General features: G+C 56.6%; 15 protein-coding genes. 2 read left to right on the forward strand and 13 right to left on the reverse strand.

Annotated elements, in window-relative coordinates:
* Positions 1 to 524: 524 nt before the first annotated feature.
* The 8 genes from IQ24_RS01895 to IQ24_RS01930 all read right to left on the reverse strand — a co-directional run bounded on the left by IQ24_RS01895 (position 525) and on the right by IQ24_RS01930 (position 8,959).
* Positions 525 to 824: an HNH endonuclease gene (locus IQ24_RS01895; RefSeq protein ID WP_145396007.1), complete on the reverse strand. Its 300-nt coding sequence runs from the start codon at positions 822 to 824 to the stop codon at positions 525 to 527.
* Complete coding sequence (locus IQ24_RS01900; protein ID WP_158637465.1) at positions 817 to 1,563, reverse strand: sigma-70 family RNA polymerase sigma factor; 747 nt, start codon at positions 1,561 to 1,563, stop codon at positions 817 to 819. Before IQ24_RS01900 ends, IQ24_RS01895 begins: the two co-directional genes overlap by 8 nt.
* A gap of 260 nt (positions 1,564 to 1,823) precedes the next feature.
* The gene (locus tag IQ24_RS01905; RefSeq protein WP_145396009.1) at positions 1,824 to 3,572 is read right to left on the reverse strand and encodes a DNA primase family protein; all 1,749 of its coding nucleotides are present in this window, start codon (positions 3,570 to 3,572) and stop codon (positions 1,824 to 1,826) included.
* A gap of 32 nt (positions 3,573 to 3,604) precedes the next feature.
* Positions 3,605 to 3,928: a hypothetical protein gene (locus tag IQ24_RS01910; RefSeq protein ID WP_145396010.1), complete on the reverse strand. Its 324-nt coding sequence runs from the start codon at positions 3,926 to 3,928 to the stop codon at positions 3,605 to 3,607.
* 745 nt (positions 3,929 to 4,673) lie between these two features.
* On the reverse strand, positions 4,674 to 5,072 hold the full coding sequence (locus IQ24_RS01915; RefSeq protein WP_145396011.1) for an H-NS histone family protein: 399 nt from the start codon (positions 5,070 to 5,072) through the stop codon (positions 4,674 to 4,676).
* 824 nt (positions 5,073 to 5,896) lie between these two features.
* The gene (locus tag IQ24_RS01920) at positions 5,897 to 6,550 is read right to left on the reverse strand and encodes a hypothetical protein (protein WP_145396012.1); all 654 of its coding nucleotides are present in this window, start codon (positions 6,548 to 6,550) and stop codon (positions 5,897 to 5,899) included.
* A 467-nt stretch (positions 6,551 to 7,017) separates the two neighbouring features.
* Positions 7,018 to 7,401, reverse strand: coding sequence for a hypothetical protein (locus IQ24_RS01925; protein WP_145396013.1), 384 nt, complete (start codon positions 7,399 to 7,401; stop codon positions 7,018 to 7,020).
* Between the two features lie 133 nt (positions 7,402 to 7,534).
* A complete protein-coding gene (locus IQ24_RS01930; RefSeq protein ID WP_145396014.1) occupies positions 7,535 to 8,959 on the reverse strand; it encodes a DEAD/DEAH box helicase in 1,425 nt (474 codons plus the stop codon).
* A gap of 268 nt (positions 8,960 to 9,227) precedes the next feature.
* Here IQ24_RS01930 and IQ24_RS01935 point away from each other — a divergent pair, with 268 nt between their 5' ends.
* Positions 9,228 to 9,602: a GIY-YIG nuclease family protein gene (locus tag IQ24_RS01935; RefSeq protein ID WP_145396015.1), complete on the forward strand. Its 375-nt coding sequence runs from the start codon at positions 9,228 to 9,230 to the stop codon at positions 9,600 to 9,602.
* 190 nt (positions 9,603 to 9,792) lie between these two features.
* Here the strand turns inward: IQ24_RS01935 and IQ24_RS01940 are convergent, their stop codons facing one another.
* The 3 genes from IQ24_RS01940 to IQ24_RS01950 all read right to left on the reverse strand — a co-directional run bounded on the left by IQ24_RS01940 (position 9,793) and on the right by IQ24_RS01950 (position 13,178).
* Entirely contained in the window at positions 9,793 to 10,299 is a 507-nt protein-coding gene (locus IQ24_RS01940; RefSeq protein WP_145396016.1) for an EF-hand domain-containing protein, read from the reverse strand.
* A 119-nt stretch (positions 10,300 to 10,418) separates the two neighbouring features.
* On the reverse strand, positions 10,419 to 11,987 hold the full coding sequence (locus tag IQ24_RS01945; RefSeq protein ID WP_145396017.1) for a DHA2 family efflux MFS transporter permease subunit: 1,569 nt from the start codon (positions 11,985 to 11,987) through the stop codon (positions 10,419 to 10,421).
* Between the two features lie 36 nt (positions 11,988 to 12,023).
* Entirely contained in the window at positions 12,024 to 13,178 is a 1,155-nt protein-coding gene (locus tag IQ24_RS01950) for an HlyD family secretion protein (protein WP_158637466.1), read from the reverse strand.
* 107 nt (positions 13,179 to 13,285) lie between these two features.
* On the opposite strand from IQ24_RS01950, the gene IQ24_RS01955 reads away from it, so the two are divergent.
* Positions 13,286 to 14,266: a LysR family transcriptional regulator gene (locus IQ24_RS01955; protein WP_145396019.1), complete on the forward strand. Its 981-nt coding sequence runs from the start codon at positions 13,286 to 13,288 to the stop codon at positions 14,264 to 14,266.
* 50 nt (positions 14,267 to 14,316) lie between these two features.
* On the opposite strand, the gene IQ24_RS01960 is transcribed toward IQ24_RS01955, so the two are convergent.
* A complete protein-coding gene (locus tag IQ24_RS01960; protein WP_158637467.1) occupies positions 14,317 to 14,952 on the reverse strand; it encodes an NADPH-dependent F420 reductase in 636 nt (211 codons plus the stop codon).
* Positions 14,945 to 16,006 carry an LLM class flavin-dependent oxidoreductase gene (locus IQ24_RS01965; RefSeq protein WP_145396021.1) on the reverse strand — a complete coding sequence of 354 codons (1,062 nt, stop codon included), beginning with the start codon at positions 16,004 to 16,006 and terminating at the stop codon, positions 14,945 to 14,947. Before IQ24_RS01965 ends, IQ24_RS01960 begins: the two co-directional genes overlap by 8 nt.
* Between the last annotated feature and the right edge of the window lie 97 nt (positions 16,007 to 16,103).

Genomic DNA, 16,103 nt, shown 5'->3' on the forward strand with positions numbered 1-16,103 from the left:
CCAAAACTTTTTTTCTTCCCGCATTCCTTAAGGAGTGACCGGCCCGCGGTCAGGAACGAAACACCCCAGAGATCGAGACACCCCCGGCCCTGCCCGGCGGACGGCGGTGAGACCGGGTGGCGAACAAAAGGAGAAAAAAACCGCCACCCGATCCGGACTGTTATTGAGGTCCAAGGATCTCTTTTCGTCAGTGAGCCGCAAAAAATTCCGAGGGTTGAGGTCTCCGAGCCCGGCCGAGGGGTTTAGGTCTCCGAGCCCCGCCGTCTGATATCCGGCGTCCGGTCAAAAGGGGTTGAGGTCAACGACAACCTGAGCACGGGGCCAGCACACGGGATACGTGACGGCATAATCAGCAGCACAAACACAAGAGGGACGAGTGATCCTCAACCGTGACGGCGGCGGGATCCTCAACCGGGGACGGGGCGGCGGGCTACTCAACCGGGCGGCCCCTCATTTGTGAAACTTTTTCTCTTCCCAGACATGAAGAGGAGTGACCGGCCCGCGGTCAGGAGCGGAGAAACGAGTTAATACACTGTCCATCCGTCTATGCCGACAGGCTTCACATCTTTGCTGTGACGTTCACCTTGCGTCTTAAATGCGTGACAATCGTCACAAATACACTGAAGATTAACGAGATCATCCGTTCCGCCTTCATGGCGAGGTTTGATGTGATCAACAGCATCAAAAGCACGCGTCCGACCTTGCTTCAAGCATGGGACGCATAGCCCGCGATCCCTTAAGATCGCGAGCCGTCTCTTCTTCTGCCAGGCCCATCCGTAACCCCTGTCAGTTGATGATGTCTTGTGCCATGTCACGTCAAACACCGAAGAAGTCAGATGATGTTAAGCCTTTCCGAGCAAGTGACTCTTTCATCTCATTTATCGCGTGCTTCGACGTTCTGCTCACGTTTTTATATGTGATGCCCGCTGCCGCCCCGGCTTCATATACAGATGAAGGATCATCAAGCATGTGACGATGAGTGATGACCGCTCTTTTCTTTTCGTCGAGTTCGTCGATCGCATCCCACACCACGTTCTTGATCTCGCAATGTATAAAATGATCTGTGATATCAGTTTCATGATCGTAAGAGTGATGTCCTTCGATATACTCTGCCGCCGAAGTCCTCGAAGAAATTGCGAAATCAATATCCTTAACAGTGACGCCATAAATGCGTGCGAATTCCGACTTGGCTTTTCCTCTATCAATGCCCGCCGCTACTTCCGATTCAATATATTTCGTAGCCCTGTTTTGAATAAATCGAAACTTCTTATCGTGTGACTGCGAGACAAGAACGGACAGGGACTTCTCTTGTCTGATTTCTGCGATAACGAATGACATGACATAAGCGTCAAAACCGCCCTTTTCTATGTCATATGAAGTGAGTGCTGTTGCGATAGCGATAGCACCCGCCTGCTCCATGTCTTCTTTTTCCATGAGATTCCGGTCAGAGCCGGAGAGTCGGGAAATCATGGGCTTCAATCTCTTTTGTATTTCAAGGAAGATTCTCTGTGAGTTTGTCTCTTGATACTCTTTCGCGAGATCACTGATTGATTTGTCTTTCATGTCCGTTTTCCTTTTTGTTTCTCCGATTTTTCGGGTTTCGTTTCGTATCATCAACAAACGAAAAATCAACATAAATAGAATAAAAGCACGAAATCCCGATGCTTGATAAAAATGTGTTACATAAATGATACACTAAACAAAAAGGCCCGCCAGATATGGCGAGCCTCATTTTTTTCTTGCGTTTTTAACTATCAATGATATGATGTCTTCATTCATGTAGTCACTGTGTAGCCCGCCGATTTTTCGGCGGGCCTTTTCTTTTAGCGTCGTGCCGATTTTTTGAAAGGAATGACGTTAGCATTTTCGAGTTCGATTGCGTGTCCCGCCTTCACGATCTTGAAGACCTTCCCGCTTTCGGACGTGAAAGCATCACCGATCGACGCGTGCTCCGGTACTCGTGACAAGTCCTCATCGGACATCTCCGTGCCCGCGAGACGCTCACCGTCTTCCGCTTGTGCGATGAAATCGATCGCCCCTCTTGGATCGTTTCCTTCCGCGTATGCCCGCCCGATAACCGTGAAGCGGATCCCGGCCCGATAGACGACCCCGCCGATCTTCACGCTATCAAAGCCCTTCGCGTTCATCGCTTTTCCGAAAGCGGTCACGCTCATTGGCTCCGCCCCGTTCTCCGAGCAATACGTCACATAAGCCGCGTAGATCTCTTTTGACGTCACGCGAGCATTGTCACCCTTCGAGACGCAAGAGGACAAGAAGTCACCCACCGGATCCGCCTCTTCGCGTGTCTTCGAGAGCGAGTCCATCGCGTCGGCGTATTCGGGGAAGCCGTTCGTTGCGTATTCAACGGCTCCCTCGATGAGCCAAGACAAGATCCCGGACGCCTCTTTCTTCAAGCGATCGAGAAGGCCGGTGTCGAGTGCTTGCCAGTGCCCCTTTGGCTCTTGCCCCTCGCCGTTCCAGAAATAGTTCAGGAAACGGATCCGGCGGACGCGAGACCAGACCGCCTGATCGTTCTCCGAGATTTTCGGGAGATGGTTCGTCAGTAGCCAGGGAGTCGCCGTTGTGCGGATGCTCTTTGCGTTCGCGTGAAGACTGCGGACATACGTTTCGGATTCCCCGGTTACCGCCTTCATCGTTGCGGTGTCGAGAACGTCGGACGGGTTGAGTTCCGAGCAAAACGCGATCCGGGATCCGATTAGAGGAAGCCTGTCTGTTGCTTCCGGGGCCTTCCCGTTATGGCGGCAAAGCATCCGGGATTCAAAGCGGCGGACGTAGTCTGGCCCGATCGCCGCGGCGACCGCGTCCATGAGGACGGTCTTCCCGTTTCGTCCGTTCCGGGTCTCGTCCCGATCGTCACCCGTGATGAAGAAAAAGAGCGACCTCTCGTTGTGAGCAAAGAGCGAGTATCCCAGAGCGACTTTGAGGTACGCCTCTTTCGCCGGATCATGACGACCGTTCCGGTCTTTACAAATGTCAGTGATAAACGCTTCCCAGTCCGCCCGGGCGGCCTTCGGGTCATACGTCATCAACGTGACGCCGGTCAGCATGTCCTTCGGATCGTTCGGATAGACCCGGCCGTCCTTGAGGCAAACCGTCCCGTCGGGCGTGTTCAGGAGTTCAGGCTTTCGGTCAAAGTCGGCCTCATCAGCGATCAGCCCCGTTTCGGCGAGCGAGAGTGCCGACTTCATTGCGTTTTTCGACTGGCTCCGCCTTGCGTGCTTGGTCATTTCGGATTTCCATTCGTCACGCTTCTTGCGTCCGTCTTCATCATCAGCCGCCAGGAAGGGGTTATGAGCCTTCTCGACGTCGATCGCGTGGATCATGTCTTCGACACGCTTCATCGCTTCATGGTTCGAGTTACGTTGCCAAGCCACGCCGTTGTAAGCGATCCATGACGCGGATTCGCGGGAGAAGCGGAGAACGTCACCGTGCCGGATCTGGATCCGGTATGCGTTCCCGAGTTCGGTGTGCTCAAGCGTCGAACAAAAGCGATCAACCGTCATCGTGGGTTCGCGATCAAGTGCGTTCTCGAATTTTTCAAAGATATTCATGTGTAGTCTCCGTGTTGGATTTGAGTTTGTTGTTATCTTTGAGACGGGAGGATCACCGTGATGACGCCTGTCTCTTTGTCGTATGCCGAAACGAAAACCGTTTCCGCGTCATCGAAATCGTCGAGCGGGAAAGGGCCGGTATGAACCGCGACACGTCCCGAGATCCGGACGAGTTTCACGAAACCGCCCTTCACAATCGCCGCCGTCTCACGCCTCACGGCGTTCGAGACCTTGCTTGCGTCGAGCGTGCCGCCATTCAAAACGACCTTCTCCCGCGTAGCATCGGCGATCTCCCCGATGAAAACGGGGCGACGAATAACCTTTGAAACCATTTTTTGACCCTTGAACATCGTCACCCTCGCTTTCTTTCGATGATCAATAGATACCCGGGCCAATCGTCGAAATCAACGAAACAAGAAACGAAAGGCCACGATAGTTTATTTGACGAAAAACGAATGTGCGAAATATGTTACAAAAATATAAAGAATGAATCGAAAATATCCTTACGGGGTTGAATACTTTTGAAAATGCTTATGTTTTCGAAAGCGTTGCGAAACGGCCACTGTCAAGATAAAAGTTTGAGCGATTTTCGATGAAACCGGAAATCGGTTTCGCGTGAGCGGTCTCTTCCAGTTTTGAAAACGTCCCCGCACCCCTCAAAAATAATCAATGAGAACGAAGTGATTCGCGTTAGCACCGGATAGAAAGAATGGCGGGGCGGGCTGCAGGACTGTAGGACGGTTTGAAAAAACGTTCCTGGAAACGTTCCTGGTGATTTTATTCAATAAATACAATGATTTGAGCGAAAATCAGGACTGTAGGACTGTTTTTTCACATTTTTATTGATATAGAAAAAAAAGATTATCTTCATAGAACGATCATTTTTGCGGAAAAACGGTCCTACAGTCCTGATTTCTGTTTAAGTGATTGTTTATATTGATATATCTTGCCAGGACGGTTTGAAAATGAACGTTCCTGAACTGTCATGTTTTCGATGAACTGTCCTGCAGTCCGAGCCTACCCTTCTTCATCTTTTCCTTATTTCATTGAAAAAGCCGCCCGAAGGGGCGGCTCTCTTTCTTCTTCATCTTCATTGAGTGATCAGGGGCGGATCCTGAACTCTTCGATGTCTCCGCCCGCCTCTTTGACCTCTTTGAGCCAGGCGGGCATTCGACCGCGGCCGGTCCAAGTCATCGACGGATCTTTCGGATGCCTGAACCTCACGGGCTCACCCGTTCTTTGCGAGATCATCGTCTCCGCTTTCTTCGCGAGAAGTTCGTCAATGTTGAACCCGTGCTTCTTCGCGACCGCTTCGAGTTCTTCGATAGCGTGCTTCGCTTCTCTGTCTCTTGCTTTCGAGAGTGCGTCTTGTGCGAGACTAATGATCATTTCGAGATCAGCACTCGCAAGATCAGGAATCATCTCGACGACTTTTTCCATGAACTCTCCAGCCGCCTCTTCATCTTCCGTGATGTATAGATCATCCGGCGTGTTCGTCATCGTCTTTCTCCTTCGTTTCGTTGAGACTGTCAAAAAGATGATCGATCGTCAACGCTTCACTTTCGTTTCGCCCCGTCACCGTTTTCCGGCCCTTGCCGGATCCCGGGCAATCTCACACCGACGAAAGCCCGGAAGCCCACGAAACACGCTAACGTATAGCCCTTTTGAGACCCTTCCCGGATCCCCGTCATCCTCACAACCCGCCCCGATGAGACACGCTAAAAACACGCTAACGTATAGCCGTTTCACGACCCTTCCCGGATCCTTGATATCCTCAACCCCGGCCCGATGAGGCATCCTCAAAACACGCTAACGTATCGACGCTTTCCTCCCCCACCTGGCCTTCTTCGGCATCCTCACCCCATGCCGGGCGGGATCCTCTCAAACCGCCCCAACGTATCGACGCTTTCCGCCCCTCTCCGGATCCCCGGCATCCTGAACCCCGGCCAGGTGAGACGCCCTGAAAACACGCTAACGTATCGACGCTTTTCGCCCCTCTCCGGATCCCCGGCATCCTGAACCCCACCTGATCGGGAGCCCCTGAAAAACCGCTAACGTACGGGCATTCTATGACCCTTCCGGGGTCTTCGGCATCCTCAACCCCACCTGATCGAGAACCCCTGAAAACCCGCAACCGTATGGCCCTTTTACGGGCCTGGCGGATCCCCGGCATCCTCTCGACCCCGACTGATCGGGAGACCATGAAAACACGCTAACGTATGTGAGTTTTTCGGGCCTTGTCGGATCCCCGGCATCCTCAACCGCCCCGCACAATAGAAAAAGCCGCCCCGGGGGCGGCTCTCTCTCATCTTCATCGAAACTCATCACGACGCGAGAAGACGCTTGTTCGCTTGTTCCATCGCTTGCCGGATCGCGATGAACTCATCATCGACAACGATCCTTCCGCCTCTTTCTGCGACGTAAGCGTTGAAGGTGTCGGTTGTCCGGATCGTTTCGAGAGCACGCTCTTCGATCTTATCCGCGAACTTCGCGAGTTTCGACGCGTTCTTGATCCACGATTTGTTCTTCACGACATGAGCCGCTTGAACCGCGTTCGGGTGAGATCCGGAGAACTCGCTCTTGAACGTCTCGATGATCGCCTTCGCCTCACGCTTCTCTTCTTCCGCTTCCGCTTGACGCTGAAACTTGACTGCGAGAGTTTCGAGTTTCGATCGTGCGTCAATCCAGATCCTCGCGTCCATTTCCGTGTTCAGTGCCCGCTTGACGCCCGCTTCGTGCGTCTTTCCGAACTTCGCGACGAACTCGTTTCGGATGTCCTTCGCCCATTTGACCTGCTTCTCCGATCCCCGGATCAGGTCTTCCGTGATTTTTTCGGCGGGCTTTCTGCGATTCAGGAAACTCTGAAAATCGGATGACGCCGCGAGTCTCGCGTCGGAAGCACCCATGAGCCTTGCGTCCCAAAGTCCGTCTTCAACTTCATCTGCGAATGCTGCGATGTCTTGCGTGTTGTATCTCATGTCTTTTCTCCGTTGGTTTTTTTGTTTCCAGATTCGTTTCTGGCAAGACGCCCTTATGACGAGCAAAACGAAACTCAAACATAAAACGAAAAAGAGCGAAACTTTCTCCCGATAAACGAAAAACCGTGACATTTACGCCACGGTTTCATTTCGTTTCATTTCGTTTTTGAGATCTTCACAAACACGATCCGGATCTTTGCTTATGATATACACCCCGCCCGCCTTTTCGAATGCCGCCTGAAACCTCTTTTGCGTCTCACGTTGAGCACCCCGGGCGGCCTTACACTCGATCGCGACGGATCGCCCGTCGATCGTTCCCAGGATGTCCGCCGTTCCGGGCGGGGCCAACTGGATCCAGCGCCTATCTTCGTTCCGGATCTTCCCCGAGTTGATCCTCATGAAGAGAGATCGCCCCACGAAACCGGCACAAAGGGCGACCAGGATCCTCGACTGGATCTCACTCTCTCTCATGATCTCAAATCATAAACGAAAGGCGATGAGTGAAGATCTCTCAACGCGTCACGACGGCCCCTCTCGTATGCCTCATCCTCACGATCTGCCGCCTCCCATCTTTCAATGATCCGAGACGTCCTCTCTTGTTCGTGTGCTTCGATAGCCTCACGCTTTCCGTGCTCGTATGCCGCCTCTGTGAGTTCTTGCGTGTAAAGCCTGGCCTCCGCCATGAGAACGATGATCGCCCCGGCCATCGTAAGACCGTCTTCCCGGGCCAATCTCTTGACCGCCTTCTCGACGTCCTTTTCCCAGCCTTTTAGGCCGGTCTCTTCGTCAGCGATAAAGTTCAGTGCTGCGTGACCGAGTGTTTCTTCTGCTTTGTCTTTCAGTCTTCTCATGATGTTTCTCCCGTATTGATTACGGGTGTTTATTGAGGTATAACAGAAAATATTCGTCAGCGTTGAGAAATAAATGCTATCTTAAATTTAGTTTAACGTTAAACCAACAATACTTTAACGTTGAACATATAGTTTATTTCGGCCATCCGGAATATGACGTGGCCCTTACCCGACTTTGACGCAACTCCCATCTTTTTGCGGCCCATCCCGACGCAAACTTGTAGCCCCGTGACTTTCCGAGTTTCACAAAGTCTTCGAGAGACCGGCACTCACGCTCTTCCTGCTTTTTGCGATCGGAGAGGGCCCTCTTTGCCGCCTCGAGTTCTTCGGCTTTGATGCGTCGGAGTTCGCCCGCTTTCGCGACCGGGATCCGATCATCCTTCTCGTGCGTGTGTCCGCACAACGGGCAAACCGGAGCCGCTTTGTGAACTCCAAAACACATCTTACAAAGCCGCGTTTTCAGGGTGTCTCCATTCGTTGCTCTTGCGTTTTGATCATCTTTAACGCCGTCCAGGCTCCATTCTCGGATCTCTTCGACGAGCCCGTGACGCAACGTGTTTCCCGAAAGATCCAGGACGATAGCCTCATCCTTTCCGTCCGAGATCCGGAGAACCCGACCGACCATCTGTAAGTAAAGAGCAAGGCTCTTCGTTGGACGCATGAGAAGCACGACTTCGAGCCCCTCAAAATCGAAACCTTCGGTCAACGTCTCTATGCTTGCGACGATCTTCGTTTCACCCGACCTCAACCGGGCAAGGATCCCGGCTCTTTCGTCTTTCGGGGTGTCACCCGTCAGGACTTCCGCCTGGATCCCCGCCGCATTGAAGGCGTCAGCGGTGAGCCCGGCGTGTTTCACGCTCACGCAAAACGCGATGCCGGATCGGCCCGGTGTGATGCGTTGATACGATGAGACTGCGTCACCGCAAATCGTCGATCGTTCGAGTGCTTCCGCGAGTTGATCAGCCGCGTAATCACCGGCCCGTGTCTTGACCCCGGTGAGATCCGGAATGGACGCGGAGTACGCGATCGGCCGCATTAAGTATCCGCGACTGATCAGGTCTTCGATCGACGGCCCTTCAACGATCGTTGAGAACGATCCTTTGAGCCCTTTGCCGTCGAGGCGGCACGGCGTTGCGGTCAATCCCAGGACGCGGGCGTCAGGATACTCTTCAAGCACGCGAGCGTATGAGTCAGCGACGGCACGATGAGCCTCATCAACGATGATGAGATCAGGCTTTCCGACTTTCTCGAAACGACGCGTGAGAGTCTGGATTGATGCGACCTGAACAGGTGCGTCAGGGGTCATCTCTTCACCCGATATCACGAGACCCGTTTCCAATCCGAATCTTTTAAGACGCTCATTCGCCTGATCGATCAGTTCTCGACGATGAGCAAGCACGAGAACGGACTCCCCATCATTCACCGCGTCAGCCGCGACTTGCGAGAAGATCGTCGTCTTACCTCCGCCTGTTGGAAGCACGAATAACGCCCTCTTATTCGTCTTGAACGCCACTCCGATATTTGAAACGGCGGACTGCTGATAATCCCTCAACTTCATCTTTTACTCCGCGATTAACTCGCGAAGTTATTGAGGTTTTATCGGGGAAATTCGTCACCCGCCGACAGTGATCAATGTTGATTATTTAAGAATAAATCAGTGCTATAAGACGAAAGTAAATCACTAAACCTCAATACCTCACCGGATAACGGTGAGGGATTCTCCGGTGATTTACATAACTTATAAGACCACCAACTTAATAAATGGTCATTATTATTTCGGGCAACATTCGACAAATAATATCGATGATCGATATTTAGGATCCGGAATGAGAATCTTGGCGGCTTTGAAAAAATACGGACGCCGAAACTTCATCCGCGAAACATTGGGCATTTATGAAACTTGGGAAGAGATGAACGCGGCGGAGATCGCTTTGATCACACCAGAAGCCCTTGCCGACCCGGCATGTTACAATATCACAAAAGGCGGTCAGGGCTCATACACGAAAAGGACGCAACAAAGACGCCCGATGATCGTGACGATTATCAGTAAAGAAGGCGACGAGATCTCCGGATCTGTCGTTGAGATCTCAAAGAAGATCGGTGTCCCGACAAAGAAAATCTATGATCTCATTCACGGGCACCGCCGCGTCTATCGCGGCTTCACGATCGCGGGATCCTCACCCACCGCTTGCCAAGAATGAGCCGACCCCATAAGGTACGCGAGAGGGATGTCCATACAATATATGGTGTGGACATTTCGTCCATAAACGCAACATCTTGGGGTTGGACATACGGGGTTTAGGTGAGGTTTTTCGCGGCGGCATGGTGTCCCACCTCCTCCGCCAAACCCCTTCTTTTCAATAGTTTGCGCGCCAGAATGCCGCGACCGGATCACTTCGCGGCGGGGCTTGCGCCGAAGATGAAGGCCGCGAAGGTCGGCGAGCCTGCGGCCAGATCCTTGCCAGTCACATAGCCATCGCCGTCGGTATCGGAATTCTTGAACTCCTGCTCGGCATTGGCCATGACCTCGTCGGTGGTCGCGATCCCGTCATCGTCGCTGTCCCAATAGTCGAAGATATCCTCTTTCAGCTTGGTGAAGCTGTCGGCCTTGCCGCGCTCGGCCGCGACGAAGGAAAAGCCGGGGTCCCATTTCATGAACTCTTCCTTGTTCACGGCACCCTGCCCGTTCGTATCCATCGACCGCCAGGCGGTGCGGGTGAACTCGCGGAACTCATCCAGACTGATGCGGTCGTCGCCATCCTGGTCATAGACCTCGGCGATGCGATTCATCACGTCGATTTCCGGTGGCGAGGTCTCCTGCGCGAAGGCTGCACCCGAAAGGCCAAGAAGAACGGCCGCCGCAAGCCACGAAGGGCGCAATTGAAAGTCGTTTGACATCATTACTCTCCGATTTGTGGTGACGCTGGTGGTTCAGGCGGTCAACGCCATGTCCAGAGCCACGGTTCCGATTTGACCCCGCCCGGCAGAGCCGGAAGGGGAGGTTTCAGCCTGCAAAGTCACAGGAATTTTCCGGGCAGTTTCGGGCGGTACATGAACAGCGTGACCAGCGACATCGCGGCCATCAGCAGCCCGAGGATCAGAAACATGTCCGAATAGGCCAGCACGAAAGCCTCGCGCTGAACGATCCCGGCCAGTGTCGCACTTGCCTTGGCCGCAGCCGTCGCCGGATCGACACCCTGCGCCTGAAGCCCTGCGGCAGAGGCCTCCAGCCTCGCCTGCACCGCCGCGTCGCCGCCCTGAACATGCAGGCCGGTCAGCGCGGAATGGACCTGCTCCTGCTTGCGGGTGAAGGTTGCGACCAGCGCCAGCCCCACGGCCGAGCCGACCGTGCGCGTGATATGGACCAGCGAGGCGATCCACGGGATTTCGCGCACCGAGATTTCCTCGGTCATCAGCACCATCAGCGGCACGGCGACGAAGGGCGCTGCGACCGATTGCACCAGCAGCGCGGGCAAAAGCTGTTCGCCGATCCATTGATGCGTCAGGTTGGTCAGCATCAGCGTTCCCGCACCGAACAGGATCAGCCCGAAGGCCAGCAGGTTGCGCGGGTCCAGCCGATACAGCAGCCACGCGACCGGCGGCGTCAGCAGGATCTGCGGCAGCGCCGACAGCCAGAACACCTGTCCGCTTTCCAACGCGCGATAGCCCTGAATGCGGATCAGATATTGCGGGATCAGATATGCCGTCGTCATCAGCCCGATCCGCATCGTGAAGAGCACGAGCAGGCTCAGCCCGATATTGTCACGGGCGAGAAGGCGCGGGCTGACCACCGGATCATGGTGACGCAAAGCATGGACCAGATAGATCGACAGCAGGAACGCAGCCGAGGCCAGCAGCCCGACAATCAGCCCCGAGGCGAACCAGTCGAGCCGGTTCCCCTGATCCAGCGCCGTGACCAGCGCGGCCAGACCAAGGGACAGCGCGATCAGCCCGAAACCGTCATGGCGGCGAAACCGCAGGAACTTGATCGGATCATTCGCGAGACCATAAGCCCCGGCAAGCAGCGTCAGGCTGCCCGGAATGACGTTGATCCAGAACAGATATTCCCAGCTGAGATGCAGCATCAACCACCCCGCGACACTGGCCGCAATGCTGGGCGTCAGGGACGACACCAGCGCATAGAAGGCCAACCCGTAAAGGCGCAGCGGCTGCGGCATGTGGCGCATGACGACTGCATAGGCCATCGGCATCAGGATACCCGCGCTAAGGCCGCGCACCGCCTGCATGCCGATCAGGGTTTCCAGATTGGGGCTGAAGGGCGCGAGGAACGAGGCCACGGTGAAGATCAGCGACCCGATCAGCACACCCCGCGCTGGCGACAGGATCGAGCGCAGCCAGACCGCCGAAGGGATCGCCGCGACCTCGGCCACCACATAGGCGGTCGTCAGCCAGCTTGCCTCATCCATGCCAACCCCAAGCGCGCCGCGAATATCCGCCAAACCGATATCCAGCAACCGCGCGTTCAGCAGCGAGGTCAGCGTGCCCAGCAGCACCGCCCCCACCCCGATCAGGGCGCGCAGGTTCGGCAAAGCGATCTTGGCTGGGGCGGTTGCGGTCGCAGACATGGTGGGCTCCGTTGGTCGGATGGACCGACTGATTGGTTATCGGGCCGCCGCGAGTTGCGGCTGATCCTTGGCAAGCTGGTCGGTATGGACGGTCGCCTCGACCGACATGCCGGGGCGCAGCAGACCCTGAAGCTCGGGATCGGCATCCAGCGCAATGCGGACGGCGACACGCTGCGCGACCTTGGTGAAGTTGCCGGTCGCGTTATCGGCGGGCAGCAGGCTGAAGACCGCACCTGTTGCGGGCGACAGACGCTCAACCTCGCCGGTCAGAACCTTGCCGGGGAAGGTGTCGACCGTGATGCTGACCGCCTGCCCCGGACGGAACTGCGCGAGTTGGGTTTCGCGGAAGTTCGCGGTGACATAGAGTTCCGCCATCGGGACAACCGACAGAACCTGTGCGCCTGCGCGGACGAATTGCCCCTCACGCACGCCGCTGACGCCGACAACACCATCACTGGGCGCGGTGAGTTTTGTGCGGTCAAGCTGGATCGTCGCCAGATCAAGGCCCGCGCGCGCGCTGCTGAGTTCCGCATTGGCCTGCTGCGCTTCTGTCGAAAGGACGTTGATCCGTTCCCGCTCGGCCTCAACGGCGGCCTGCTGTTCGACGATCTGCGCATCGGCGCGCTTGATGTCGGCGACCGCCGCCTCAAGTTTCTGATCGGTGGTCCAGCCACGCTCCTTCAGCGTCAGCTGACGGCGGTTCTCGGCCTCCAGCCGATCACGGTCAGCTTCCAGCGCAGCAAGACCTGCGCGTGCACGATCAATAACCCGGTTCTGCAGCTGAATCTGGCTTTCGATATTATAAATTTGCGCCTCGGCCGCCAGCACAGCCGCACCGGCCTGCTGAACCTGCGCCTGATATTCAGTCGGTTCGATCTGCAGCAACAGGTCGCCCTTCTTCACCTCCTGAAAGTCCGAGACCAGAAGTCTGGTGACGCGACCCTCAACCTCGGCACTGACCGGAATGGTATCGGCATGCAGATAGGCGTTGTTTGTGCTTTGATTGGTCATGCCCGCGACCCAGCTTCCCCAGCCAAGCGGAACCACGACCGCAAGTCCGATCCCCGCCACGATGACTGAGGCCCGCGCCAGCGTCAGCCATGCCCGTTTGCGCGGCTTTTTCGCGACCGGAGCCGGCGCAACGGCGGGTTCTTCGGGTTTCGGTTTGAATTGGACGACTGGCTTGTTCATGGCGCGTTTCCCGGCGGCAATTGGACCGACGCGACACTTCGGGCCGCGACAGGATCGATATAGGCCCGACACTTGCATGACAAAAATGAATTGGTATCATTTGAAAAATGAGCAATATTCATAGCATCGATCTCAACCTGATCCGCGTGTTCGACGCCCTGCTGGAAGAGCAGAACACCACCCGCGCGGGCGAACGGCTTGGCCTCAGCCAGTCAGCGGTCAGCCATGCTTTGGCGAAGCTCCGCCGTGCCTTGGGGGACGAGCTTTTCATTCGCGGCCCGCAGGGGATGCATCCGACGCCCCGCGCGATGGAGCTAGCCGAGCCGCTGCGTTCGGCCCTGAACCAGATCACTACGGCGCTATCTGAACCACGCTTTGATCCGGCGACCAGCGACATGACCTTCGTCATCGCGACCTCGGATTTCTATATCCGGGGCCTCTTCGCGCGGGTGATGGCGCGGATCCAGCAAGAGGCCCCGCATATCCGCCTGTGGCTGCGGCAGTTCAACGATCTCAATCTGGTCGAGGAACTGGACCGAGGCGCGCTGCATCTGGCGATTGGCCGCTTTGGCCGCGTGCCCTCGCGCTTTCGGCGCGAGCCGCTGGAGATGGTTGAGATGGTCTGGATCATGTCGCGGACCCATCCCGCAGCCGGGCAGCCGCTTACGCTGGAGACTTTAGGCCATTACCCCCATGTCGACATCATGCTGTCGGGTCAGGCCTCGCAGGAGGCCGGGATCATGCAGGATCAGGAGGGGCTGGAGCGGAGCTTCGTCACCAGCAACCCGGTGGAACTCGACCGTCTGCTGCGCGATGCGGGCATGACCCGCCGCATCGGGGCGACGGTGCCGCTGATCTCGGCGGTGCCGCCGATCATCGCGCAGACGAATATGGTCGGGCTGGTGCCTAAGGCCCTGGCCGAGGCGGTGGGTGAAGGCCTTGATCTGGTCTGGTCACCCGGCCCTCTGCCGCTGCCGCCCGTCCAGATCGAGACGCTGTCGCACAACACCTATGGCGCGCATCCCTCGGTCGTCTGGCTGCGGGAGTTGCTAGGCGACATGACACAGGGCGGCGAGGACCAGATATAGAAAGACCCACGCCGGGATTGCTCCGGGGCGTGGGTCCAATGGGCTCGGTTTTAGGCGACGGCTTTCAGCAGATCGCCAAGATCGCTCGCCGAAATACCCGCCCCGAAGATCGGCGTGCCGATACCGAAATGGCGGGCGCTGGCCAAAGGTCCAGCATCGACCACGTCAAAGCCAAGCCGCCGGATCACGTCGCCGACGGCCTGCCGCGCGGCGGGATCATCCCCGGCCATGGTCATTGCCCGCCGGTCCGTCGCGCCTTCGGGCCGGGCATCCTGCTCGAATTCGTGATAGCCCATATGGTTGAAGCCGCGCACCAGATGCGCCCCTGCCAGATGGCGCTGAACGACTTCGCTGCTTGACTCCGCCCCGTCGAATTCGGGCAGATGCCCGTCCGTCTGCGGCCAGTAGTTCATTGCATCGACCACGATCTTGCCCTTGAACAAGGCCGGATCGAGGTCGCGATATTTCCTCAAGGGCAGCGCGAGGATGATGATATCGCTCGCCGTGATCAGATCGGCTGCGGTTTCCGCTTTCGCCCCTGGCGCGGTGAACTCCATCAGCAATGCGATTTCGGCGGGCGGTTTGGCGGTTGCGACGCGGACATCATAGCCCGCCTTGACCGCCAGCCGCGCCAGAGCCGTTCCGACACGGCCCGCGCCCAGAATGCCAATAATCGGTTCAGACATTGATATTCTCCTTCTTCTCTTGGCCTGCCAGTTCGGCATCGACCAGAGGTTTCACCCGTGTTCCCAAAAGCTCGATCGAGCGCAGGAAATCCTTATGCGGCATCTGGCCGACATCCATCTGGAAGAACTGGCGCATATCGCCCAGAGCCCCGTGCAGCTTCACAATCCGCTCGGCGATCTCCTCGGGGCCGCCTGCAAACAATGCGCCCGTCCCCTCGACCTCGCGGTCATAGGACCAGCGCGGCGGCGGGGCAAAGCCGCGGATCTTGCCCAGTTGCTCCATCGTGCGGTGCCAATGGGTCCAGAAGAAATCCTTCGCCTGCTGGCTGTCCGCGCCGATATAGCCAGGGCTCGCGACCGAGACCTTCAGCTGATTGGCAGCGATGCCGCTATGCGCCCCCGCCTTGCGATAAAGCTCGGCCAAGGGCGCGAAACGATCCGCCTGACCTCCGATGATCGCATAGGAAATCGGCAGGCCCAGCATGCCCGCGCGCACCGAGGATTGCGGGTTCCCGCCCGTCGCAAGCCAGATCGGCAGCTTGCCTTCGTCCGGGCGCGGCACCACCAGCGCATCATCCAAAGCGGCGCGGAAACGCCCTTCCCAGGTCACACGCGGGTTGTCGTTGATCTGCAAAAGCAGGTCCAGCTTCTCGGCGTAAAGTTCGTCATAGTCGCGCAGGCTGTGGCCAAACAGCGGGAAGGATTCCGTCGAAGATCCACGCCCCGCCGTAATCTCGGCCCGCCCGTTCGACACCGCATCCAGCGTCGCGAATTGCTGATAGACGCGCACCGGGTCGTCCGTGCTGAGCACGGTGACAGCGCTTCCAAGCTTGATCTTCTTGGTCGTCGAAGCCGCAGCCCCAAGGATCACCGTCGCGGCCGAAGCGGGCATTTCATGCGTGTGATGCTCGCCGATTCCGAAGTAATCGAGCCCGACCTGATCGGCCAGTTGAATGGCCTCCAGCAGGTTGCGCGTCGCCTGCGCGGTCGAGCCGAGCCCGCCGGTTGCGGGGTCGATCTGGACATCGCCGAAACTGTAAACGCCAAGTTCCATCTTTCTCTCCTTCCCGCGCCCATGCCTTGAACGGCGGGCCGTTAGCGGTATATTTTCGTAACTAAGGCCAATATTGGCACTGATGATTTTTCCGCAA

This window comes from Paracoccus sulfuroxidans (assembly GCF_007830335.1).
GTDB classification, from domain to species: Bacteria; Pseudomonadota; Alphaproteobacteria; order Rhodobacterales; family Rhodobacteraceae; genus Paracoccus; species Paracoccus sulfuroxidans.

Excerpts from the sequence above, each read along its gene's own strand:
- IQ24_RS01940 (WP_145396016.1), bottom strand. The coding sequence starts at position 10,299 with ATGTCAAACGACTTTCAATTGCGCCCTTCGTGGCTTGCGGCGGCCGTT.
- IQ24_RS01950 (WP_158637466.1), bottom strand. The coding sequence starts at position 13,178 with ATGAACAAGCCAGTCGTCCAATTCAAACCGAAACCCGAAGAACCCGCC.
- IQ24_RS01955 (WP_145396019.1), top strand. The coding sequence starts at position 13,286 with ATGAGCAATATTCATAGCATCGATCTCAACCTGATCCGCGTGTTCGAC.
- IQ24_RS01930 (WP_145396014.1), bottom strand. The coding sequence starts at position 8,959 with ATGAAGTTGAGGGATTATCAGCAGTCCGCCGTTTCAAATATCGGAGTG.
- IQ24_RS01905 (WP_145396009.1), bottom strand. The coding sequence starts at position 3,572 with ATGAATATCTTTGAAAAATTCGAGAACGCACTTGATCGCGAACCCACG.
- IQ24_RS01915 (WP_145396011.1), bottom strand. The coding sequence starts at position 5,072 with ATGACGAACACGCCGGATGATCTATACATCACGGAAGATGAAGAGGCG.
- IQ24_RS01960 (WP_158637467.1), bottom strand. The coding sequence starts at position 14,952 with ATGTCTGAACCGATTATTGGCATTCTGGGCGCGGGCCGTGTCGGAACG.
- IQ24_RS01920 (WP_145396012.1), bottom strand. The coding sequence starts at position 6,550 with ATGAGATACAACACGCAAGACATCGCAGCATTCGCAGATGAAGTTGAA.
- IQ24_RS01935 (WP_145396015.1), top strand. The coding sequence starts at position 9,228 with ATGAGAATCTTGGCGGCTTTGAAAAAATACGGACGCCGAAACTTCATC.
- IQ24_RS01925 (WP_145396013.1), bottom strand. The coding sequence starts at position 7,401 with ATGAGAAGACTGAAAGACAAAGCAGAAGAAACACTCGGTCACGCAGCA.
- IQ24_RS01900 (WP_158637465.1), bottom strand. The coding sequence starts at position 1,563 with ATGAAAGACAAATCAATCAGTGATCTCGCGAAAGAGTATCAAGAGACA.
- IQ24_RS01965 (WP_145396021.1), bottom strand. The coding sequence starts at position 16,006 with ATGGAACTTGGCGTTTACAGTTTCGGCGATGTCCAGATCGACCCCGCA.
- IQ24_RS01945 (WP_145396017.1), bottom strand. The coding sequence starts at position 11,987 with ATGTCTGCGACCGCAACCGCCCCAGCCAAGATCGCTTTGCCGAACCTG.